This is a genomic window from Paraburkholderia sp. RL17-381-BIF-C, from assembly GCF_046026435.1.
Lineage (GTDB): Bacteria > Pseudomonadota > Gammaproteobacteria > Burkholderiales > Burkholderiaceae > Paraburkholderia.
This window is the reverse complement of the sequence record NZ_JARESX010000012.1, coordinates 109,177-131,789: the sequence shown is the minus strand read 5'-3', so window position 1 is coordinate 131,789 and position 22,613 is coordinate 109,177. Positions and strand designations below refer to the sequence as shown.

The following is a 22,613-nucleotide window of genomic DNA, read 5'->3' as shown; positions in this document are numbered from 1 at the left end:
GGAGGTAACATCATGAACGCAAGCTACGAACCGCTATACCTGTTTATCGACGGCAAATGGATTGATGCACAAGAACGCGAAACCGCACCGGTCGTCAACCCTGCCACGAAACGCGAACTGGGCCGCGTGCCGCTCGCCACTAGCGCCGATCTCGACCACGCGCTCGCTGTCACACGCCGCGCATTCGAGGTCTGGCGCAAGACGGTACCCGCCGAACGCGCGCGCATTCTCAGGCGCGCCGCCGAGCTGATGCGCGAACGCGCACCGCGAATCGCAGAACTGATGACACTCGAAGAAGGTAAGCCGCTTGCCGAGAGCCGCGATGAAGTACTGCGTGCCGCGGAGTACTTCGAATGGTTCGCGGAAGAGGCGCGCCGCATCGACGGCCGCGTCGTGCCGTCGAACCGCCCTGGCGTGCAGCAACTTGTGAAAAAGCAGGCAATCGGTCCGGTGGCCGCTTTCACACCTTGGAATTTCCCGGCCATCACGCCCGCTCGCAAGCTCTCGGCGGCGCTGGCAGCAGGCTGCAGCGTGATCATCAAGCCCGGCGAGGAAAGCCCCGCCACAGCCCTCGCGCTGGCCCGCGCGCTCGACGATGCAGGCCTGCCCAAAGGCGTTCTGCAGGTTGTGTTCGGCGTGCCCGATGAGGTCTCGAAGCAGTTGATCGCATCACCGGTGATCCGCAAAGTCACCTTCACGGGTTCGGTGCCCATCGGCCGTCTGCTCTCGGCGCGCGCGGCGGAAGGCGTCAAGCCCATCACACTCGAGCTCGGCGGCCACGGCCCGGTACTGGTATTCGACGACGCCGACGTGGAGAAGGCCGCCGTCGACGGTGCGGCCAACCGCTTTCGCGGCACCGGCCAGGTCTGCATCTCGTCGACGAGATTCCTGATCCAGCGCGGCGTCTACGAGGAGTTCGTCGAACATTTTGTGCGGGCAACAAAGGCACTCAGGGTGGGCGACGGCATGGAACCCGACACCCAGGTCGGGCCGCTTGCCAATCCGCGCCAGCTTGCCAAGATGGAAGAACTGGTGGCGGACGCGGTGGCGCGCGGCGCAAAAGTGCTCGCGGGCGGCAAACGGATTGAAGGCGACGGCTACTTTTTCGAGCCGACCGTGCTCGCCGACGTGCCGATGGACGCACGCGTCATGCACGAAGAGCCGTTCGGCCCGATCGCCGTGCTGATGCGCTTCGAATCACTCGCCGACGGTCTTGCCGAAGCGAACCGTCTGCCGTACGGCCTTTCCGCCTATGCATTCACGCAGAACGCACGCACCGCGATCGACGTAGGCGATGGCCTTGAGGCCGGCATGATCGGCATTAACCAATACCGCATTGTCGCGACCGAACTGCCGTTTGGCGGCATGAAGGAAAGCGGTCACGGTTCGGAAGGCGGTGTCGAGGGTATCGAGTACTACCTCACGCACAAGTTCATCAGCCAGGCTTGAAAGGAGAATCGTCATGTCACACGCAGATTTCAGCAGCCCACGCGAAGCAGCGCGCGCCTTCACGCCGAAACTCGCAGAGTTCGTCGACGCCACGCTCTATCCGCAAATCTGGAACGATCCCGCGCTTTCGCCGCGCGACCGTAGTCTGGTTACGGTCGCCGCGCTGATCGCGGGCGGCCATCTCGACGAACTCCCCGCGCATTTGCGCCGCGCCGTGAATAACGGCGTGACATCCGAAGAACTGTCCGCCGCGATCACCCACCTCGCGTTTTACGCAGGTTTTCCGGCCGCGATCTCGGCCTCTGCCGTTGCGCAGGCCACGCTTGCCACGCCACACGAGCGTGCTTTGAACCCGAGCCAAACAACCAAGGAAGCGCGATCATGAAAGCCATCACATTCGAAGAATTCGGCGATGCCGACGTGCTGAAACTTGCCGACGTGCCGGTACCGGAGGTACGTCCCGACGATCTGCTGGTGCGCGTGCATGCCGCCGGCGTGAACCGAGCAGATCTGACACATCGCCGGGGCGGCTATGGCCGTCCCAACTTCGGCGACTCGACCATCATGGGCCTTGAAATAGCGGGTGAAGTGATCGAGGTCGGCAACGAGGTGCAGGGTTACAAAGTGGGCGATCGCGTGATGGGCGTAGTAGGCGGGGGCGCGTACGCAGAGGTTGCACGCATCGACTGGCGCATGGCAATGCCGATTCCCGCCGTGCTCGACTACGTGCACGCCGCGGCGATTCCCGAAGTGTTCGTCACCGCTCACGAAGCGATGCTGCATCTTGGGGGCTTACAGCGCGGCGACTCCGTTCTGATTCACGCGGCGGCAGGGGGTGTGGGCTCGGCCGCGGTCCAACTGGCGTATGCGACCGGTGCACGAGTCTTCGCTACAGCCGAAGGTAGCAAGCTTGAGCGCGTGGTGCAACTTGGGGCCGACGTGGTCATCGACTATCGCACTGAAGATTTCGCTGAAGTCATCAAGAAGACGACGAACGGCCGAGGTGTTGACGTCGTGATCGACTTCGTGGGCGCCCCGTATTTCGCGCGCAACGTGGCAACGCTCGCCAACGGCGGACGGCTGATCCAGGTCGGCATTCTTGGCGGTGGCGCTCAGGTGGCCGTCGAACTGGAGCAGATCCTTTACCGTCACCTGCAGATCAAGGGAACGGTGATGAAGTCCCGCCCGCAAGAGGAGAAACACGCGATGGTGCGGCGTTTTCGCGAGCATTGGCTCGAGCGCTTCGACGGCGGTGCCCGCCTGGAGCCGGTCGTGGACAGCACATTTGCGCTCGCTCGGGCCGCTGATGCACATCGGCGCATGGAATCAGCCGCCAATGTTGGAAAGATCATACTGACCATGGCGGCAGACGACCTGGTGTGATGTGCATCGACCGTTGTCGATTCGATACGCACAACCGCCACCTCAGGTTTATGGCGTTTTGCCGGCGCGGCCGTTGTCTTGCTCCCGCGCCGGCGCGTCCACGGCTTCCGTTCTGATTGGTTCGTCGAGGCCGAGTAACGCCGGTGAAAGGAAGCAGCCCATGACCGCGGACAGAATAATAAATATGGCGGCCGCATCGACCAACAGTCCGAAGCGCATGAAAATAAAGAAGCAGCACAGAAGATTCAGCAGATGCAGGCATATACCCAGAGCGGTGACACCCTTGGGGAGGGTTCTGATGAATAACGCGAACCGAGAATGGGGGCGAGGCACATACCAGATGATCAGCATACCGAACGTCATGATCAACGCGCATTCAGCCCATTTCAACCACGTGGGGCGGCGCAGAAAACGTCCCTCGAAAATCGTCTCGATGACCTGCGCCTGAATCTCGATACCCGGCACCAACTCGCCCAACGCGGTCGTGCGCATGTCAGTCACGCCGGCACCGGTCAGTCCGACCAGCACCAATTTGTCCCGGATCCGTTCCGGATCGACTGTTCCCTGCAGGAGGTCGCGTGCCGATACGTAGCGGCTCAGCGTCGATCGAATGGACGCGAAATGCAACCAGATGTCCCCGCCGGGCTGTGTGGGCACCAGCGCATCAGCAACACCCACCGCTTGCACGCCCGATGTGTCGGCAAAAACGTCGATCGCAGCTGAACCCGTGGCGAGGCGGAGCATTTCAATTGGCAGACCGGGGACCAGCTTCTCCCTCAATCCCATGATGAGAGGAATATGCCGGACGACGCCTTGTTCGACCGCCACGCTCAGCATCGCCTGCCCGTGCGCCGCCGCCTGCAGCTCCGGCAGGCTGGCGAGCACATAGTCAAACCGTCTCACGTAGTCCAGTGGGTCGGTGCCGTGCACGAGGATCGGAGCGCTTCGCATATCAGTGCTGGTGGCGAAGGCGGAATGATCGAGCGCCGCGGCACCCAGGATAGTCGGCGCCGCGCGCAACGATCTGGCGAGAATGGCTTCGTGACTGGGTAGAGCCCGTAAGCCGGCGGCGAGCGTTTCCGCCGTTTTCGGCAGATTGCCGGCGACCTTGTCGGGTGAGGTTTGGTCCGGCTCCGGCATGTAAATGTCGAGACCGATAGCCAGCGGTTTCAGTGCCGCAATGGCATCGATAAGACTCGCAAGTCGATTTCGCGGCCAGGGCCATTGACCGACGGTTGCGAGCGTCTCCTCGTCGATCTCGACAATAGTCACAGGCTGAGCAGTCGGAATGCGTGGGAAGTGGCGTTGATACTGGTCGAATAAAATTTGCCGGGCTGTTTTAAAAGAGTCGGGAAGCGCCTCGTCGAGCGTATCCACGAAAGCGGGACGTGCTATGTCGCTCGGCCATTCGCTGCACAGGTTGAGCAGGCTCAGGCCAAACAGCACCATCAGCGCCACCGGACGACCCTGAGCCGCCTTCAGCAGATTCCTGATACGGGCATGCCATAGGTCGAAAAAGCGTTTCATCGACGGGAAGGCCATTCAGCGCCGATGGATGGCGCGGATCATTGGAGTGTGATGACTGCGCGCCGGTTCATGCGATTGGGAACGCCATCTGCGGTGGGCACCAGTGGCTCTCGCTTGCCGCGGGCAGCGGTCTCTATTTTTTGGGTGGGAACGCCTTGCTTGATCAGGAATGCTGCAACCGTCTTCGCCCGCTGCATGGAGAGTTGGTCATTGAATTCCTGAGAGCCCGCCAGGTCGGTATGACCGACCACCACCAGCTGCGGCGCGGGCCAGGTCGCCAGAACGGCTTTTAGCTGTTTGACCGTGGCCGCCGACTCAGGGGCCAGTTCAGTGGCGGAATCAAACAGAAAGAAGATCGTAAATGTCATGGGGCGAGGCGGCCGGGCCGCAAGCAGCTCGCCATATCGTGTCTCCACGGTGGATTGGCTATCCGTCGTTTTTTCTATGGCTCCGCCCTTGGTGACGTCGACGCCGGCGTAGGCCTTGTCTATTTTCTGCTCTGCCGAGGCGCTGTGAACGATGACCGCTCCGACTTTGCCATCAGGATCCGGCAATAGAATAATTTTGTCCGGCGTGCTGCACGCAGCGAGGAAAAGCAGCATGACGCATGCCGCGGCAAAGACCAGCCGGTGAGGTCGAATTGCAGCCTTCAACGTGCCCCTCCCTTTTATTTATCGCCGACTTCGATGATGAATTCGGTCCCGCGCACGCCCAGCGTGGTAGTTGGCGTGCTGAAGCGGACCGCATCCGGATTCGCCTTCGCCAACTTCCCGGAAATCACGGCCAGGGAGCCGCGTTTGACGGAGGCGTCGAGCGTGCCTTCGTGGGTCGTGGTATTGAACGCGAATTTCTTGAGTTCGAGGATGGTATTGGCGCCGGCCGAAAGTTGGGTGGTGTCCCGCAGCGTGATACCGACCGAGGATTCCGGGCCTGTCACGATGCGATCGTTGCCGTAAACCTCGCTGCCGATGGCCGCACCCGAACTTCCTTCAGCCCGCTCGATCTTCACCGTGCCCTTAACCGTCTTGACGACGCCGGCAGCATCGGCGGCCAGCGCATCGGCGACCGCCACGCACCCGCAGGCAAGAATCAAGGCATATTTGATGGCTCGAAGACACATCGGCGGCACCTGATTGCGTAAAGCTGCTTTCGGCGGGGCAGCACGGCCCCCAATGTCGACCCGGCGTTGTGAGCGTCCATTCCCCAACTTTTCGTAGAGCGGGGCTTGCGAAGGACCTACAGAAATACGGCTCCAGCAGCTCAGGTGGAGGCGTGTCTGCTGCATCGAACAGAATATGGCCCTGATCCAAATGGCTCTGTGCGGTTCCGCGCACATCGCAACAGACCCCCTTTGGCAGCCGGCTCCAACCGAAGCGACCAATTCTCTATCGATTTTTTTCCTTGATGCCGCTTCTCCGGCTCTGCTTCCAGGTATCGCGCGAAATGTGCATCGGCCGCTGCTTACCTGGCCAAGCCGATGAGTAACAAAGGCGCCCTCGCCGAGCGGTCCATGGCAAAAGGAGATATCTATATCCGCCGCGACAAGGTCAACGTCCCTGTCGCTCAGAACCAGCTCCAGATCCACCTGCGGATTTGCACCGCGGACAAGTGTCATTACCTCCGGCACGATCGTCTCACCAAGACAGCCGGGCGCCGCGATGCGGACCGCGCTCCTGAAAAACATTGCTTGTCTCTCGATAGATCCGTCACGGCGTGCTCTGCAGCAGACAGGATTCGCTTGCCTCATGCGGAAACCCCTAGGGAACCAAGCCGCACCTTTCCGGGCCTCATAATCGTTGTCGAACTAAGTCGGCAAAGAGGGTCTTTGAAATGCCGCCACCTTGTCGCCCAGACATCTTTCAACGCAGCTTGTCATTACGTCACAGTCGACGTGTACCCTCTCCAGCATTTCGGAGGTGCACTTTCTCAACATCGTCACAATCATCCGTACCCTTTGCGGCAAAGGGCGTTGCGCCTGGATCAGGACATTGAGATCGAAGGGCAACACTTCGAATTGCGGCAGTATGCGCACTAAACGGCCGTCTGATAGAGACTCGACACAAGCCGGCTCTTCCAGCACCCCGATGCCGACACCCGAGAGGATCATTTCATACATGGGCCGCCAGTGGCTCGTTTTAATCGCAGTACGGATCGGCGCGCTCTCCACGACGGTCTCGGCATGTCTGAGCGGCAACTGGTCGGTGCCAAACATACTCTGAACCCGAATAAAAGGGTGTTTTATCAGGTCCGGCAGCTCAGTGATCGGTCCGTGCCGGGTCAGATAGTCTGGCGCCACGACGAGAACCCGACCAACCTGTCCCAACTGATGGGCGATGAATGCCCCTTCTCCGAGCTGCCCAAGACGAAAAGAAATGTCGACGCCCTCGGTGACGAGGTCGACGATCCTGTCATTGAGAACCAGCTCCAGATCCAGTTGTGGATAGGTAGCGCGCACAAGCGCCAACGCCTCCGGCACGATGGTCTCGCCAAAGCAATGGGGAGCCGCTATGCGAATCGTTCCCTTGATATCCTGCCCGTCGTTCGACACTTCAGCGACCGCCTGTTCCACGGCACGCAGAATCCGCTTGCTGCGCTCGTAGAAGGTGGCGCCTTCAGGCGTACAGTTGAAAGCGCGTGCGCTACGCAGCAGAAGCCGGCAGCCGAGATGCTTCTCGAGCCGCTCGATGCGTTCGCTCGCGGCCGGCTGCCCAATGTTGAGATCTCTCGCCGCGCCGGAGATGCTCTCTCGTTCAACCACCCTGACGTAAATCCGCATGGCTTCCAGCAGATTCATAGTACCCATCCTCCGTATGTGCCGGTTTCGCGCGAATCGAACCAACCCTGACGTATCGAAAGGTCCCGATCCGGGGGTCCGGCAATGTTGAATTGATGGGTACAGATTAAGGTGGGGCTAGCTGCCGTAGAGTGCACACATCCGGCTGACTTGGATCAGTACAGTTCTGCCACGGTCTTCGCGCGAGGCGGCGGCAGGGCCACGCAGGCGCCGTTCAAACCGGGCAAGAGGCCCGGTAAACGCCGCTGCGCGCCGCATGGGAATTGTCGGAGGAATCTCCATGAACAGCTTGAGAAGGACAGCAAGTGACTGATCCGCCAAGGCGGATACGGTCATGGAGAACGCCGCAACAGGCCAACCTCGTGAACGCGACAGTCTCGCGTTTCTCCAGACTGGGACACCGCACAGCATCAGGCGTGACCTGGCGGCGCCTCCCAGTTCGCACCATGCTCACCCCTTAGCGTGCGCACTTTCGGTTGACTCAGGGCTCGTGACCTCCTCTTTGGACGCCTTCTTCTTCGCGCGTCCGCCCCCGCCTTTCGCGCCTGTCGCCTTAGGCGGCGGAGATACCTCGCTCCTGCCGAACTTCACTTCGTCACTTTCCTTGTCGTAGCTGACCTTGACACTGTCGCCCGGCTTCAGGTTACCGTTGAGAATCTCCTTGGCGAGCCGCGTTTCCAGTTCCTGTCGGATCTGCCGCTTCAGCTCACGCGCGCCGAATTCCGGCCGGTAACCGGCCTCGGCGAGATGATCGATGACCGATTCGTCCATCTTGAGCGAGATGTCCTGGGCGGCCGCGGTACGCATGACCCGTTCAAGCTGAATCTGTACGATCGAGCGGATGTTGTCGCGAGACAGCCCATGAAAAACGATGACCTCGTCGATCCGGTTCAGGAATTCGGGGCGGAAATGGCCCTTGAGCACGCCCATCAACTCCTCGCGAAGCTTCTTCTCGGGCAAACGATCCCCCTCGGGCTTCTCGAGGTTGTCCATGATGAGGTGTGCACCGAGATTACTCGTGGCAATGATGATCGTATTGCTGAAATCCACGACGCGGCCCTTGCCGTCGGTCAGGCGCCCGTCGTCGAAGACTTGCAGCAAGACATTGCTTACGTCCGCATGCGCCTTCTCGATCTCGTCGAGCAGGATCACGCTGTAGGGTCGCCGCCGCACACGCTCGGTCAGCTGACCACCTTCGTCGTAGCCCACATAGCCAGGAGGCGCGCCAATTAGCCGCGCCACCGCGTGACGCTCCATGTATTCAGACATGTCGATACGAATGACCGCCTGCTCGTCGCCGAACACGGTTTCAGCGAGCGCCTTTGCAAGTTCCGTCTTGCCGACGCCGGTGGGTCCAAGGAACAGGAAGGTCGCGATAGGCCTGTTCGCCTGGCCGAGGCCCGCGCGCGACAGGCGCACGGCGTCGCTGACGGCAACAACGGCATCGTCCTGCCCTACCACGCGCTCGCGCAGCCTGTTCTCCATATCGAGCAGTTTCTGGCGTTCTTCCTGAGTAAGTTCAGTGACCGGAATGCCGGTTAAACGGGACACTACTTCCGCGATCGATGCAACCGTCACCTCGAGCGTTTCCGATCCTGTTTTCCGTTGCCATGCTTCAACCTGCTCATCGAGCCTCGACTGCTTTTCGTTGATGCGCTCGTCAAACTTCTTCGCCTCATCGTAACGCTTGCGTGACGACGCATAGTCCTGCTCGCGCTTGAGTTGCGCGATTTCCGCTTCCAGTTCCTGAATATCGGCCGGACGCGAAGTCGCACCGATCCGCACACGGGCGGCCGCCTGGTCGATCAGGTCGATCGCCTTGTCGGGCAGAAAGCGCGATGTGATGTAACGGTCGGACATCTCCGCGGCGGCGACGAACGCATCGTCGGCGAATGTGACCTGATGGTGCGCCTCGAGCTTGTCGCGAAGACCGCGCAGGATCACGATAGTCTGCTCGACCGTCGGCTCGGGCACCAGCACGGGCTGGAAGCGTCTTTCAAGCGCAGCGTCTTTCTCAATGTACTTCTGATATTCGTTGAGCGTGGTCGCACCAATCAGACTGAGTTCGCCGCGCGCGAGCGCCGGCTTCAGCACGTTGGCAATGTCGAGGCCGCCTTCTCCTCCGCCCTGGCCAGCGCCCACGATCGTATGCAATTCGTCAATGAACAGTACGAGTTCGTCACGTTTGGCGCTCACCTCATCGATCAGTTGCTTGGCGCGCTCTTCGAACTCGCCGCGATATTTCGCACCTGCCACCATTGAATTGATGTTGACCTCGACGAGCCGTTTGTTGCGTAGATCTTCCGGAACGTCATCGTTGACGATGCGCTGGGCCAAGCCCTCGACGATGGCTGTCTTGCCCACACCCGGCTCACCAATCAGGACCGGATTGTTCTTCTTGCGGCGCGCGAGCACCTCGATCGTGCTTTCGATTTCCTGCGCGCGGCCCAACACGGGATCGAGCTTACCTTGACGCGCCAGCGCGGTGAGGTCCCGCCCAAACTTGTCGAGTGTCGGTGTGCCGGTCGGCGTATCGACGCGGCCGTCCTCGGCCCCTTTACCGACGACCTTCACGACTTTTTGCCGCAAGGATTCCGGCGTCACGCCGTACTTTTTCAGCAGTGTTCCCGCGATACTGTCTGGCACCGACGCGAGTCCAATGAGCAGATGCTCCGGCCCGATGTAGGAGTGCCCCAGATCGCGCGATGCCTGAAAAGCGTGCTGGATCACTTTCTTCATGCGCGGCGAGATGGTCATCTTGTCCACCGGCGCATCGGGGCTCGCGGTTCCCTTTTGCGCGTGCTGGTCGATATACCCTTTGATATCCTGCGGCGAGAGTTTGAGTTCCTTCAGCAATGCCGTGCCGACATCGGTATCCGCCAGAACATACAGCAGATGTTCTGTGTCGAGTTCGGTCCGCTGGAGTTCATGCGCTTTCTCAGCGGCACGCTGCAACAGTTCAAGCGTCTGCTCGCTGAACGCGTCGGTGGCATCGACCGATTCCCGCGGCACTTCCGCTGAATATCCCGTATCGTCGTCTTCATGCTGCGAACCTTCGCCGCCAAGGCCTCCGAAGAAGCGGGACAGACCACCACCTCCGAGCAAGGAGTCGAACGGGTTGACCATGCTCTGATGCCGCATTAATTGCCGGTAGTCGTAGTCACAGATCGATAATGTCTTCCGCTCGCCGTTTTGAACTACGGTCACACGGGCAACAGCGGGACGAGCGTTACAGATTTCACAAAGGGCGGGCATCGGGAGTCACCTATCTGGTCAGTTAGTGCATCCGACTTCACAAAAAGAGATGGACGCGTTCACACGAATTGCGACGGAGGAAGCTGCCGCGCGTCACAGGTAATCGCCGTGGACTGCGAAAAAAAGGATGCTTCGCGGCTCAACACAAGGAATTCGCGCCTCTAACGCCAGAGACGTGTACCGCGTCGGCCTGGTTCGCAAAGCCACACGGTAAGTTGTTGTTTCGAACTTTCTTGCGTCCGCTCTATGTGCAAACGAAGTTCCGGCAGAGGGAATCAACGCGACGTTCATCTCCGCGCGCCGACCCCCCGGAGAACTCTTCCGATTTGCCGAAGCGCCAATATGATTCGCGTGGCGGACCCAAATACCCTTTGAATTCTATGAATGAATCGTCAACAAGGGAACATTGGTTTTTCCGATGGTACGCATTGGAAGGCTTGCCGAATGCTATCGCGGCGCGGGAATTCGTCCGGATGAATCGCGATCGAGCAAGCCGTTACTTGCGCTCTTCGCGGCGGCCCTGCTCCTCGACGGTATAGATGGCCTCCGGCATGACCTCGAGTCTGGCCTTGGGTATCGGGTCCTCGAACTGCCAATCACTCGTATCAGCGAGATCCGGCAGGCCCGCGCCCTTTCGCACGTATAGCCCGAGCGGCGGCTTCTTCAGATTAATGTAGAAGTCGAATTCCTGCATGTCGAACACCTCACGCGAGTTAAGGTTGCAATGTCTTTGCGGTACAGGGCGTCTCTGTAGATAACGCTGCGAGAATGCTGGGCAAGGAATCTCATGCAAACTCAGCTATCGTCCACATTGTCCGGTCACTATCGGCGCAGGCGTGCCTCGATCTCACTGGTGCTGAGCGGCAACAGATCCCCGCTAATTTGCTCGAATATCAATCGACGAGTGTCCTCGCTCAGATTCGCTCGCACCATCCCGAGGAATTTCGGTTCGATAGCGAGCCTCAGTCGTTTGTAGAGTTGGTGAAGGCGCCCCTTCTCGATGTATTCGCCGACGCGCTTGGCAAACTTTTCGCGATCTTTCTCCGTGAGCATCGTGCCGGTGTATTCGTCGTTGACGAGTACTTCGACCTCCTGCAGGTCGAGTGTGAGTCCAGGCATCTGAAAAACACGCGCGCGGCCGCCGTCGGCCACAACAAGCCACGTAACTTCGACCATCGTTCACCTCCTGCCAGCGATTTTTAGCGGCACTTCGTGGTGCCACGATGCGGTGTGATGCCGAACCTGCTAAAAAGAGACAGCGCTCAAAATAGCAGTTCGAGCGCACGACACCGAGGGCCAATATCCGATTCAAGTATGAGCAGACCCTTGACCCTCGACGCAGCGGCCACCGCAGATAACCCGGCATCACTCGATGCCAATACAAACACAACGCATCAATCAGCCAGGTTGCTCAGAAACTTGCGGGACGGTGCGAAGAACGTGACGCCCGTGACAGCCTTGGAAAAGTCCAGAATTCGGTCATGAAGCGGGGGCGGATCGCCCATGAACATGCGTTCCAGCATCTTGCCGATCACCCACAAGTGGCGGGAATAGCCAATGAAGTAGGTCCCGTACTCGCCTCGACCCGGGACGGCGAAAGGCATATTGTCCCGCAGGATGTCGTGCTCGCCCTCGGCGTCCTCGATTGTGCAGAGCGTCTTGTGCGATTTCTGGCCCTGCGTCGCGTCCGGCAACTCGCTGTTGCTGAACTTGGTACGGCCAATGATCGCCTCCTGGGTCTCCACACTCTGCGCGCGCCAGGCCGACATGTCGTGCAGATACTTCTGAATCACGACATAGCTACCGCCCGCATACTCCGGATCCTCGTCTCCGACAATGGTGGCGGCAGGCAGGTCCAGGCCATCGGGATTCGCGGTGCCGTCGACGAACTCGAGCAGGTCGCGTCCATCGAAGTAACGGAACCCGGCAACGTCATCGACTGCGGTGACGGCACTCCCAAAGGCCTCAAGCAGAATCCGCTCGAACTCGATAATCACGCCCATCGAAGCTGCGCGGATGTGAAACAGCAAATCGCCTTCGGTGGACACCGCGGTATGAGTGGCACCTCGCACCTCCTTGAACGGCGCAAGTTCACTGGGTGACGGTTTCCCGGTAAGCGGCCCCCAGGCACGATGCGAAATCCCCACGTTGCAGGTGAACACACCGCCGTCAGCCCGGATCCTGACGTCCTTGACAAGGTCATCGGTACTTCCCACCACGGAACGCGCGGTTGCGATCGAAGCGTCATCGTCGTTCACGACGAGAACCAGGAACGCGGCCGCAGCGGACAACGGCGCATCGATGGATTGCGACTCGGTGCCGAGTGCATGCTGCGCAGCGGAGATCGGCGAAGATATCGGACTCAAGTTCCCTCCTGTTGCGGACGTGAGGATGAGCCGGCGCCAAATGTGCGTCCCAAGTCTTTTGCAGGCCGCAACTCGCCACCCATCCCTGTCGACACATGTGTCCACGTTTCAATCGGGCTTCACCGATTCGTGCTCGATAATTTCCCGTACCGCGTCGTCCACAGTCTCCAACAAGACGAATCGCATCTGCTCGCGTGCGTCGACAGGAATGTCCTCGAGGTCGGGTGCATTGCGCGCGGGCAGCAAGACTGTCCGGATACCGCCACGCAATGCCGCAAGCACTTTTTCCTTGATGCCGCCCACCGGCAAAACAATGCCTCGCAGGCTGATTTCGCCAGTCACGGCACAGTCGCTGCGCACCGCTCTCCGCATCAGTAGCGAAGCAATCGCAATGAACATGGCGACGCCGGCGCTCGGGCCGTCCTTAGGGACTGCGCCGGCAGGCACATGTACGTGAATGTCGCGCTTGTCGAAGTTCGAACAGTCGATATGCAGGGACTCGCAGCGCGACTTCACCAGCGTCAACGCAGCCTGGACACTTTCCTTCATCACGTCGCCCAACTGGCCCGTCAGCACGAGCCTGCCGCCACCCGGCGTGCTGCTCGCCTCGATGAAAAGCAGATCGCCGCCAACCGGCGTCCACGCGAGTCCGGTCACCACGCCCGGCAAGCTCGTACGCATCGCCACTTCACTTTCGAAACGGCGGTGCCCCAGTATCGACGGCAGACGATCGGGCTCGATGCGCTCAAGTGTGGAGGGGTCTTCGGCCACACGCAACGCGACATAGCGGAAGACGGCGCCGATCTGCCGCTCCAGGCTTCGCACGCCGGCTTCGCGCGTATAGTCACGGATGATGGACCTCAGCGCTTCATCGGGCAGTTCGCATTGCGCCGCCGTCAAGCCGCACGCCTCCAATTGACGCGGGACCAGAAACCGCTGGGCGATCTGGAATTTCTCGGCCTCGGTGTAACCGGGTAGATCCAGTATTTCCATACGATCCCGCAAGGGACCAGAAATGCCTTCCGCCTGGTTGGCAGTGGCCACGAACACCACTGCAGACAGATCGAACGGCACGCCCAGATAATTGTCGCGGAAAGCCGCGTTCTGCTCCGGGTCCAGAACCTCGAGCATCGCTGCGGCCGGGTCACCGTGTATGCCTTGCCCGAGCTTGTCGAGTTCGTCGAGCAGCATGACGCAGTTGCGCGCCCCCGCTTTGCGGATGGCCTGGATGATATTGCCCGGCATCGCGCCGATATAAGTACGCCGATGGCCGCGTATTTCGGCTTCGTCATGCACGCCGCCCAGGCTGACGCGCACAAACGGCCGATCCAGCGCACGAGCGATGCTCTGTCCAAGCGATGTCTTGCCAACACCGGGCGGCCCGAGAAAACAGAGAATGGGTGCTTTGCCGCGTGGATTGAGCTTTCTGACACCGAGATATTCGAGGATGCGGCGCTTCACCTTATCCAGGCCGAAGTGCGCTTCGTCGAGTATCCGGCGGGCGCGAGCGATGTCGATAGGCGCTTCTTCCGGAAGCTGCCAAGGGAGTTCGGTCAGCCACTCAAGGTAGCTCACGCTGATGGAATACTCCGACGAAGCCTCCGGCGTCCGCTCCAGTCGGCCGAGCTCTTTGCGCGCATGAGACTCGACATCCGCCGGCATGTGAGCCGCGTCAATTGCCTCAGTCAGCTTGCGCGCGTCTTCGTGGTTTTCGGCATTCTCGCCGAGTTCGTTCTGGATAGTCCTGAGTTGCTCGCGCAGCATCATTTCGCGCTGACGCTGGTCGAGCCGGCCGCGCGTCTGCTCGCCGATTTCCTGCGACAGGCGAAGCACTTCGATGCGCCCTGCAACGGCGTCCAACACTTTGTCGAGCCGCTTGCAGAGGTCGAGCGTTTCCAGAATCTCCTGCTTGCGTACCGGAGGAATGTCGAGCAAACCGGCAATCGTGTCGGCGAGTTGGCCGGGCAACTCGATGGCATCGAGCGCCCTCACGAGTTCACCGCCTGCATTGGGCAGCAGTCCGATCATTTCCCCTGCGCGCTGCCTCAGAACGAGTGCCCGTGCGTCGATGGCCGAGTTCCTGGCCGCGCTTTCGGGCAGCAGTTCAACTCGCGCGGCCCGGAACCCGAGGCCTTCCACCGGCGCAATCAGGCGAAAGCGCTCCACGCCCTGACAGATGAGATGATGCGCGCCATCTTCCGGACTCGTGACGTAGCGCACCACGTTCGCGAGGGTGCCGATCGTGTGGAGGCCATCGAACGGCGGATCCTGTGCCTGCGGATCGCGTTGCAACACGATACCCAACGGTTGCTGCCGTTTGACGGCGGCCTGCACATCCTCCTTGGCCTGCCCACGCCCGGCGGTAAACGGCAACACCATGCCTGGAAACAGCACGGCATTACGCACCGGAAGCAGGATCAGCGGTTCATTGGACAATGCGGACGTCGAAGCCGTTGCCTCGCTCACCGGGCTGGACTCGGAGGTTTCGTTTTCGCTGTCCGTACTCATCCTCGTTCCTCGATTCGCCGGCGCTTGCCAGACTCAATCCAGCCTTTCGAAGCCGAGCGCCAGACATCCGTGTTCCGCGTCGCGCCGCGCCAGTCGATAGTGACCGGCGGGAAGCTGGATGTGCCGCTCAAAACGCCCATAGGGAATTTCCATGCAATGGACCGTGCCAGCGGCGAAGGCTTGAGGCAATTTTCTTTCGGCCGCGACGATCAGCGTCGGACCTTCGAGGTTCAGATCGACCAGATCGGGAGAAACGCCCGGCAACGCAACCACGATCACGAGTTGCCCATCCTGCTCGTACACCTCGATCGGTGGCTCCCAAATGGGTACCCGGGCATGCTGACCCGCCAGCCGGAAGAATTGCCGGTGCAACCGCTCTGCACGTTCAATCGCGTCGACGGCTGCTTCCCACATGATGTTATGGCGGGTGAAAGTCACGGGCCGACTCCATGCCTGTTCGATCGGTGCGACATTGGCTGTCCATTCATCAAAGGCCATCGCTGCACGCCTGTCAAGCTCGTGTGTAGTTGACCCTGGTTTAGGGCAAATACGATACGGCTCACATGCCGATTCATAACATCGGCGCGAACGTGTGCCGCGCCCGGCCCAGGTTGCGTCAGGACGCGAAAACCTCGGCGTTCAACTGCAGTGGCTCGCCCGTCAAGCCGCCGCGAATCGCGGCTGCGGCCTTCTCGTATATCAACTCGCGGTGCTGCTCGAACTCCTGCACCAGATCGGATTTATGACCACCCGGCAGAGACAGCTCGTGCAGCACTTTCTTGCTCACGACGCAAAAGTGGTGAACGCTGTCAACTTTGATGCCGAATTTAACCGCTTCGTGTCCGTCCACATGTACGACCCGAATGCCTTCTATGGTGTCGGCCATCGTCGCCTCCGTTGCTAGCTGTTCAAAAAGACTAGCACGAAAAAACCGCTCCGATGTTGAATTTGCGGGCAGTCGCACGGCGCCTTTGCGCAGCCGCCAGGCGAATCGCCAACCTTACGGAGCAGACGATCCAACCTGCTCATCCGTTGGTCGGGTCAGGGCTAAATTTTGTGATTCGCGATAGTCTGAGGCTTACTATTTCCGCCTATGCTATACGCCATGAAATCCGCTTGAGTGCCATCCGCGATTTCGTCGCTCACTGGAATTCGCATTACAGCGGATGAAACTGCACGGTAAGGCATGCGAACAGCAACCCAACTTGCGATGGACCTTCAAACCCGAGCCGGAGAAACGTATGCGAACCAGCGCGCGCAATCATTTCGCAGGTCATATCGCAGACGGCGAAAAAATCGTTTCAATCATCACCAACGAAAGCGTGGATCGCCTTGGTCTCGCCGTCGGCAAGCCCGCGACTGCCATCTTCAAAGCCTCGGGCGTCATTGTCGGGGTCGAATGAGGTTGGACGTTCGCGGTCCAGCGTGAACGAGAGTAAACAAGCGAGGAGCAGCCATGAAGCGAGAATCATCCAGTCGACATATGGGTTTCCTAAGCGACCTGAAGTGGATGTTGATCCTCTGGTGCGTAGGAGTCGGAGCCACCGCACTGCTCGTATTACCAATTCGCCTGCTAATAGCAGCGATGATGCGGAAATAGCAGACGCCGGCTCCCGCGCTCGCTGACTCCAATAGATGCTATCGGGCAGACAGACGTTAACAGTGGTTCGACTTATCCATAGAATCAAATCAACCTTACACCTCTGTGCTCTTGATGACATGGCTCCGAACGGCGCTGGAAAAGATCGGCATCGTAGCAGATGCCCTCATCCATCCGCAACGACGACTCAGACCTGTCATTTTCAGCGCGCGTGGACTACTTTGATAGGGATGTCGCGGTCGACAAGGCCCGGGACTCGTATCTGGGATGGATAAGCGAGGAGAGACTTCGGCTTATCTCGATCCGCTACCGTACCAGGTCACGGAGTATGTTTTTGTAGGACGAATTAGCCCAAGAGCTGATCCGCACGAGACCGCCCATTAAGCGCCGGATATTTGCGAGAGAATCATATCCACTTCCATCCGCATAAATACATTATTCTTTGTCACACTGAATACAGAAGCTTTATTTAACCTCCGCTATATACGGCCAAACCTATCGCAATTTTAGTTAGCCCACATGCACGATTATTTTTGCCTTGCGCACCCGATTTGATTAACTAGACTGATTCGCAGAAGTAGCCATATCGCAAGCCGCCAGGCGGCGCAATCCCAGAGCCATACAGGCTATCCCGTCCCTAGCAGGACTACGCTCGTTCATTGGAGGTTCATGTGGCCAAGCTACGCGACGTGCCAGGCATCAGGCCGTACGAAGGTCCCGCCGGCGGTTGGGGCGCACTTAGGGCAACTGCTCAGGCCATTCACGATCAGATGGAGAGCATAGAGGCACCGATCACGCTGCTTCGCACGAATCAGCCAACCGGTTTCGATTGCCCGGGCTGCGCCTGGCCCGACAAGGAGCACCGCTCCACATTTCAGTTCTGCGAGAACGGGGCGAAAGCTGTCACGTGGGAAGCGACTACTAAACGCGTGCCACCGGAATTTTTCGCAAGCAATACCGTCAGCTCGCTTCTCAAGATGTCCGACTATGAACTCGAGGACAAGGGACGGCTCACGCATCCACTCGCATACGACCGCGCGACTGATACGTATCGCGCTGTCGAATGGGAAGATGCGTTCGCGCGCATCGGCGAGATCCTGCGCTCGCTGACACCGGATCAGGTCGAGTTTTATACGTCGGGCCGCGCTTCGAACGAAGCTGCATACCTTTACCAGTTGTTCGCGCGCGAATACGGCACGAACAATTTCCCTGATTGCTCGAACATGTGCCACGAGCCAACCAGCGTGGGATTACCGCAGTCGATTGGAGTTGGCAAGGGTACGGTATCGCTCGATGATTTCGATTCGGCGGAGCTCATCATTGCGATCGGCCACAATCCCGGCACCAATCACCCACGCATGATGGGCACGCTCCACGAAGCCGCCCGGCGAAACGTGCCGATCATCGTGTTCAATCCGTTGCGGGAGCGCGCGCTGGAGCGTTTTGCCGACCCGCAGAGCATGCTGGAAATGGCAACCTTTGGATCGACGCGGATTGCGTCGACCTATTTCCAGGTCGACGCAGGCGGCGACGCGGCGGCGCTAAAAGGTGTCATGAAAGCGTTGCTCCAGATGGAAGCCGAGCAGGGAAACATCCTTGACCGGGAATTCATTGCAACACATACCGAAGGGTTCGATGCCTTCGCGGCGGATCTCGAGGCAACGTCGTGGGACGACATCGAAAAGGCAAGCGGCCTCACTCGCGCCGATCTTGAGCACGTGGCCATCGCTTATGCCAAATCCAATGCGACGATCGTGACGTATGGCATGGGCGTCACGCAGCATAACAAGGGAACCGCCACGGTCCGGCTGATTGCCGACCTGTTGCTTCTACGCGGTAACTTCGGAAAGCCCGGCGCGGGCATCTGCCCGCTGCGCGGACACTCCAATGTCCAGGGGAACCGTACCGTCGGCATTACTGAGAAGCCTTCTCAGGAGTTCCTCAAATTGATCGAAACAGCGTGTGGCTTTACACCGCCCTCCGAGCATGGACACGACGCGGTTCAGGCCATGCAGGCCATGATCGATGGCAAGGCGAAGGCGCTCCTTTGCCTCGGCGGAAATTTTGCCGTTGCGTTGCCGGACCCCGAACAGTCCTTTCCCGCCATGGCCAAACTCGATCTGGCCGTGCATATCGGCACCAAGCTCAACCGTACGCATCTGCTGGTCTCGAAGGAAACGTATCTATTCCCCTGTCTCGGGCGAACCGAGCTCGACATGCAGACTGGCGGACGACAATCGATCACCGTCGAGGACTCGATGTCGATGGTCCACGCGTCGTCGGGCAAGCTCACGCCCGCGTCGGAACACTTGCGCTCGGAGCCCGCAATCGTCGCGGGTATCGCGCGTGCCACGCTACCCAATACGAAATTGCCGTGGATGGAACTCATCGCCGACTACGACAAGATCCGGGATCTGATTGAACAGACCGTTGCCGGCTTCGAGGATTTCAACACCCGTATCAGAGTTCCGGGCGGTTTCCGGCTGCCGCTTCCGCCAACCGAGCGGCAGTGGCATACCCCAACCGGAAAGGCGATGTTCTCCGTGTACAGCGGTGTGAAGGAAGATGCCGACGTGCTCGGTGCTGAAAACGTGCTTCGCCTCATCACGATCCGTAGCCACGATCAGTACAACACCACAATCTACGCGATGGACGACCGCTATCGGGGCGTATTCGGCAGACGAGACGTCCTCTTTATGAACCAGGAGGACATGGCCGCACACGGCATCGAACATGGGGACCTGGTGGACATCGAAACGCTCACTTCTGGCAGGCCGCTCAAACTGAAGAACATTACCGCGATCATCTACAACATCGCGAAAGGTTCGGTCGCGGCTTATTACCCGGAAGCCAATGTTCTGGTTCCACTCGACTATATCGACAAGGAAAGCGGCACGCCCTCATACAAATCGGTGCCGGTTCGGGTAGAACGCGTAGCGACGAGCTGACTTTGTGCGGGCCTGCAGATCCGGTATGCCGGTGCGTTGTCGCCGGCTTATCGGCAATCAGGCGGCCCGATCGCGACTTCGTGCAGCGATAGACAAGAACCGCGCGATAGAGCGTTGCCCCGGCGGGCCGCCTTGTTGGTTTTACCGTCACAAGTAAATACCTTCTAGCAGAGATTAAAATCAGCCACATTGTCGTAGCACCGCCGCATTCCGTTCGTCTGCATACGCTTGCTGTTATCACCTGGAGCTATTGACCGATCATGGAAATCTTCGACGCCTTTCATCTCGCCAGGTTGCAGTTCGCGTTCACGGTGTCATTTCATATCGTCTTCCCGGCGATCAGCATAGGCATGGCCAGCTTCCTCGCCGTTCTGGAATGGCGTTTTTTGCTGACGGGCGACAAAGCCTACAAGGACATGTACCTGTTCTGGTCGCGGATCTTTGCGGTCGGCTTCGGCATGGGTGTCGTCTCCGGGGTCGTCATGGCCTATGAGTTCGGCACCAACTGGAGCGGGTTTTCGTTGATTGCCGGCAATATCACGGGCCCGCTATTGACCTATGAAGTTCTCACCGCTTTCTTCCTTGAGGCCGGCTTTCTCGGGATCATGTTGTTCGGCTGGCATCGCGTGAGTCCTCGTGCTCACTTCTTCGCCACCTTCATGGTTGCCGTGGGGACGCTGATTTCGACGTTCTGGATTCTGGCTTCGAACAGCTTCATGCAAACGCCGCAGGGATTCGCCATGGAAAATGGCCGTATTGTCCCTGTCGACTGGTTCAAAGTCATTTTCAATCCGTCATTTCCCTTCAGGCTCGCCCACATGACCATTGCTGCGTTCATCGTCGCAGCCTTCATCGTGGCCGCCTGCGGCGCCTGGCACCTGCTTCATGGGCGGCGTGACGTGCCGGTCAAGCGCAGCTTTTCAATGGCGCTGTGGATGCTGCTGGTGCTCACACCGATACAGATTCTTGTGGGCGACGCACATGGCCTGAATACACGCAAGTATCAACCGGTGAAGATCGCGGCGATCGAAGGCCTGTGGGAAACCGAGCATGGTGGCACCGCCCTGAACCTGGTCGGCCTGCCCGATATGAACGCGGAGGTCACACGATACGCGATCCAGGTGCCTCATCTCGGCAGCCTGATCCTGACGCACAGTTGGGATGGAGAGATTCGCGGAATGAAAGAGTTTCCGCCAGAGGACCGCCCATATTCTCCCATCCTGTTCTGGACGTTCCGCATCATGGCCGGTCTAGGCATGTTGATGTTATTGACCGCCGTGGTCGGCCTGCTGCTAAGGCGCAATGGCCGGCTCTATGAAACCCGTTGGTATCAATGGTTTGTGTTGTGCATGGGGCCATCCGGCATCGTGGCGCTGCTGGCCGGGTGGATTACGACGGAAGTTGGCCGACAGCCTTGGACAGTTTATGGCGTGGTGCGCACCGTGGACTCCGTGTCGCCAATCGGCAGCCAGCAAGCAGGCGTCACCTTGTTGATATTGGTCATCGTCTATTTCCTTGTGTTCGGCACCGGCGTCTATTACATGCTGAAGATGATGAAGGCAGGTCCTTCTGCAGGCCTCGAAACACGCGAGTCGTTGAAGTATCCCGAACTGCACAATCGTGCCATGGACGCGCTGGAAGGAGAATAACGTCATGCAAATCGATCTTCCTGTTGTCTGGGCGTTCATTATTGGACTCGGCGTTTTTATCTATGTGATGCTCGACGGCTTCGATCTGGGCATCGGCTTGCTGTTTCCATTCTTTGAAGACAAAGGCGAGCGTCACGTCATGCTCAATACGGTCGCCCCGGTTTGGGACGGCAATGAAACGTTTCTGGTGTTGGGCGGAGCCGGGCTCTACGGTGCTTTTCCCGTTGTCTACTCCACGCTCCTACCTGCCAACTATATGCCGCTGATCCTGATGGTGGTGGGTCTGATTTTTCGTGGCGCGGCGTTCGAACTTCGCTCCAAGGCCAAGCGCACGCAGCACGCATGGGATCTCGCATTTATCGGTGGCTCGGCGCTCGCGGCGCTCTGCCAGGGCATCACGCTAGGCTCGCTGCTACAGGGCATCAAGATTGTCGACTCCCGCTTCGTCGGCGATCCGTTCGACTGGCTCTCACCTTTCAGCCTGTTCTGTGGCATAGGCGTATTGATGACCTACGCGACGCTAGGGTGTGGCTGGCTCATCCTCAAGACGGACGGCGAATTGCAGCGCAAGATGCGGGAATTGATGCGGCCTCTCGTCCTCGTGCTGCTGGCAACCATTGGAATCGTCAGCCTGTGGACCGTGATCGGATTGCCCGCGGTAGAAAAACGCTGGTTTGGAAGCGGCCAGCTTGGATGGTTTCTGCCCGTGCCGATACTGGTCGTTCTCTGCGTCTGGGGCATCCTCCGCTCGGTGCGGCTACAACACGAGGCAATGCCATTCCTTCTCACGCTAGCCATCTGTTTTCTCGGCTACACCGGCCTCGTGATCAGTATCTGGCCGTACATCATTCCGCCATCGCTGACGATCTGGGAAGCTTCGTCGAGTCACTCCAGCCAGCTCTTTGCGCTCATCGGCACCGTCATCGTGCTGCCGATCATCCTCGTCTATAACGCCATGCAATATCGCGTGTTCCGTGGGAAGGTACGTGAAGGAGACCCGGGCTACCACTGATTCGCAGCACGCAAGCAGGCGGTCGCCTTCCGCGGGGCTGAGCGGCATTCATACCATTGGGATGGCGCCTCGCGCGGTCGCCTGATATCTGGATGCGCCATTCGGCACATAACAAGAGCACA

General features: G+C 59.4%; 17 protein-coding genes and 1 pseudogene. 7 read left to right on the top strand and 11 right to left on the bottom strand.

Annotated features, from left to right (window positions below):
• Nucleotides 1-12: 12 nt before the first annotated feature.
• The 3 genes from P0D70_RS10770 to P0D70_RS10760 are packed head-to-tail and all read left to right on the top strand — an operon-like array spanning nt 13 to nt 2,832.
• Nucleotides 13-1,449 carry an NAD-dependent succinate-semialdehyde dehydrogenase gene (locus P0D70_RS10770; protein ID WP_408184454.1) on the top strand — a complete coding sequence of 479 codons (1,437 nt, stop codon included), beginning with the start codon at nt 13-15 and terminating at the stop codon, nt 1,447-1,449.
• 13 nt (nt 1,450-1,462) lie between these two features.
• Nucleotides 1,463-1,834, top strand: a complete 372-nt coding sequence (locus P0D70_RS10765; RefSeq protein WP_408184447.1) for a carboxymuconolactone decarboxylase family protein — start codon at nt 1,463-1,465, stop codon at nt 1,832-1,834.
• Complete coding sequence (locus P0D70_RS10760; RefSeq protein WP_408184446.1) at nt 1,831-2,832, top strand: NAD(P)H-quinone oxidoreductase; 1,002 nt, start codon at nt 1,831-1,833, stop codon at nt 2,830-2,832. The genes P0D70_RS10765 and P0D70_RS10760 overlap by 4 nt, the downstream gene beginning before the upstream one ends.
• A gap of 48 nt (nt 2,833-2,880) precedes the next feature.
• Here the strand turns inward: P0D70_RS10760 and P0D70_RS10755 are convergent, their stop codons facing one another.
• From P0D70_RS10755 to P0D70_RS10700, 11 genes are all read right to left on the bottom strand, one after another.
• Complete coding sequence (locus P0D70_RS10755; RefSeq protein ID WP_408184445.1) at nt 2,881-4,374, bottom strand: CHASE2 domain-containing protein; 1,494 nt, start codon at nt 4,372-4,374, stop codon at nt 2,881-2,883.
• Nucleotides 4,375-4,397: 23 nt separating this feature from the next.
• Entirely contained in the window at nt 4,398-5,012 is a 615-nt protein-coding gene (locus P0D70_RS10750) for an OmpA family protein (RefSeq protein ID WP_408184444.1), read from the bottom strand.
• A gap of 14 nt (nt 5,013-5,026) precedes the next feature.
• Complete coding sequence (locus P0D70_RS37125; protein ID WP_507028547.1) at nt 5,027-5,974, bottom strand: FecR family protein; 948 nt, start codon at nt 5,972-5,974, stop codon at nt 5,027-5,029.
• Between the two features lie 189 nt (nt 5,975-6,163).
• Nucleotides 6,164-7,153: a LysR family transcriptional regulator gene (locus tag P0D70_RS10735; protein ID WP_408184442.1), complete on the bottom strand. Its 990-nt coding sequence runs from the start codon at nt 7,151-7,153 to the stop codon at nt 6,164-6,166.
• Nucleotides 7,154-7,603: 450 nt separating this feature from the next.
• The gene (locus P0D70_RS10730; RefSeq protein WP_408184441.1) at nt 7,604-10,408 is read right to left on the bottom strand and encodes an ATP-dependent Clp protease ATP-binding subunit; all 2,805 of its coding nucleotides are present in this window, start codon (nt 10,406-10,408) and stop codon (nt 7,604-7,606) included.
• Nucleotides 10,409-10,904: 496 nt separating this feature from the next.
• A complete protein-coding gene (locus P0D70_RS10725) occupies nt 10,905-11,102 on the bottom strand; it encodes a TraR/DksA C4-type zinc finger protein (protein WP_408184440.1) in 198 nt (65 codons plus the stop codon).
• Nucleotides 11,103-11,230: 128 nt separating this feature from the next.
• Entirely contained in the window at nt 11,231-11,584 is a 354-nt protein-coding gene (locus P0D70_RS10720) for a host attachment protein (RefSeq protein ID WP_408184438.1), read from the bottom strand.
• A gap of 218 nt (nt 11,585-11,802) precedes the next feature.
• Complete coding sequence (locus P0D70_RS10715) at nt 11,803-12,774, bottom strand: Dyp-type peroxidase (RefSeq protein WP_408184437.1); 972 nt, start codon at nt 12,772-12,774, stop codon at nt 11,803-11,805.
• A gap of 108 nt (nt 12,775-12,882) precedes the next feature.
• Nucleotides 12,883-15,282 carry an endopeptidase La gene (gene lon / locus P0D70_RS10710; protein WP_408184436.1) on the bottom strand — a complete coding sequence of 800 codons (2,400 nt, stop codon included), beginning with the start codon at nt 15,280-15,282 and terminating at the stop codon, nt 12,883-12,885.
• Nucleotides 15,283-15,315: 33 nt separating this feature from the next.
• Nucleotides 15,316-15,780 (bottom strand): Hsp20/alpha crystallin family protein, encoded by a 465-nt coding sequence (locus tag P0D70_RS10705; RefSeq protein WP_408184435.1) that lies wholly within the window; start codon nt 15,778-15,780, stop codon nt 15,316-15,318.
• Between the two features lie 118 nt (nt 15,781-15,898).
• On the bottom strand, nt 15,899-16,168 hold the full coding sequence (locus P0D70_RS10700) for a DUF1488 family protein (RefSeq protein WP_408184434.1): 270 nt from the start codon (nt 16,166-16,168) through the stop codon (nt 15,899-15,901).
• A gap of 409 nt (nt 16,169-16,577) precedes the next feature.
• Between P0D70_RS10700 and P0D70_RS10695 the strand changes: the two are divergent.
• The 4 genes and pseudogenes from P0D70_RS10695 to cydB form a co-directional block, all read left to right on the top strand.
• Nucleotides 16,578-16,685: pseudogene (locus P0D70_RS10695) on the top strand (TOBE domain-containing protein); the annotation flags it as partial.
• Between the two features lie 868 nt (nt 16,686-17,553).
• Nucleotides 17,554-19,830, top strand: a complete 2,277-nt coding sequence (locus P0D70_RS10690; protein ID WP_408184433.1) for an FdhF/YdeP family oxidoreductase — start codon at nt 17,554-17,556, stop codon at nt 19,828-19,830.
• Nucleotides 19,831-20,090: 260 nt separating this feature from the next.
• Nucleotides 20,091-21,479, top strand: coding sequence for a cytochrome ubiquinol oxidase subunit I (locus P0D70_RS10685; protein ID WP_408184432.1), 1,389 nt, complete (start codon nt 20,091-20,093; stop codon nt 21,477-21,479).
• Nucleotides 21,480-21,483: 4 nt separating this feature from the next.
• Nucleotides 21,484-22,491, top strand: coding sequence for a cytochrome d ubiquinol oxidase subunit II (gene cydB / locus P0D70_RS10680; RefSeq protein ID WP_408184431.1), 1,008 nt, complete (start codon nt 21,484-21,486; stop codon nt 22,489-22,491).
• The last annotated feature ends 122 nt before the right edge of the window (nt 22,492-22,613 follow it).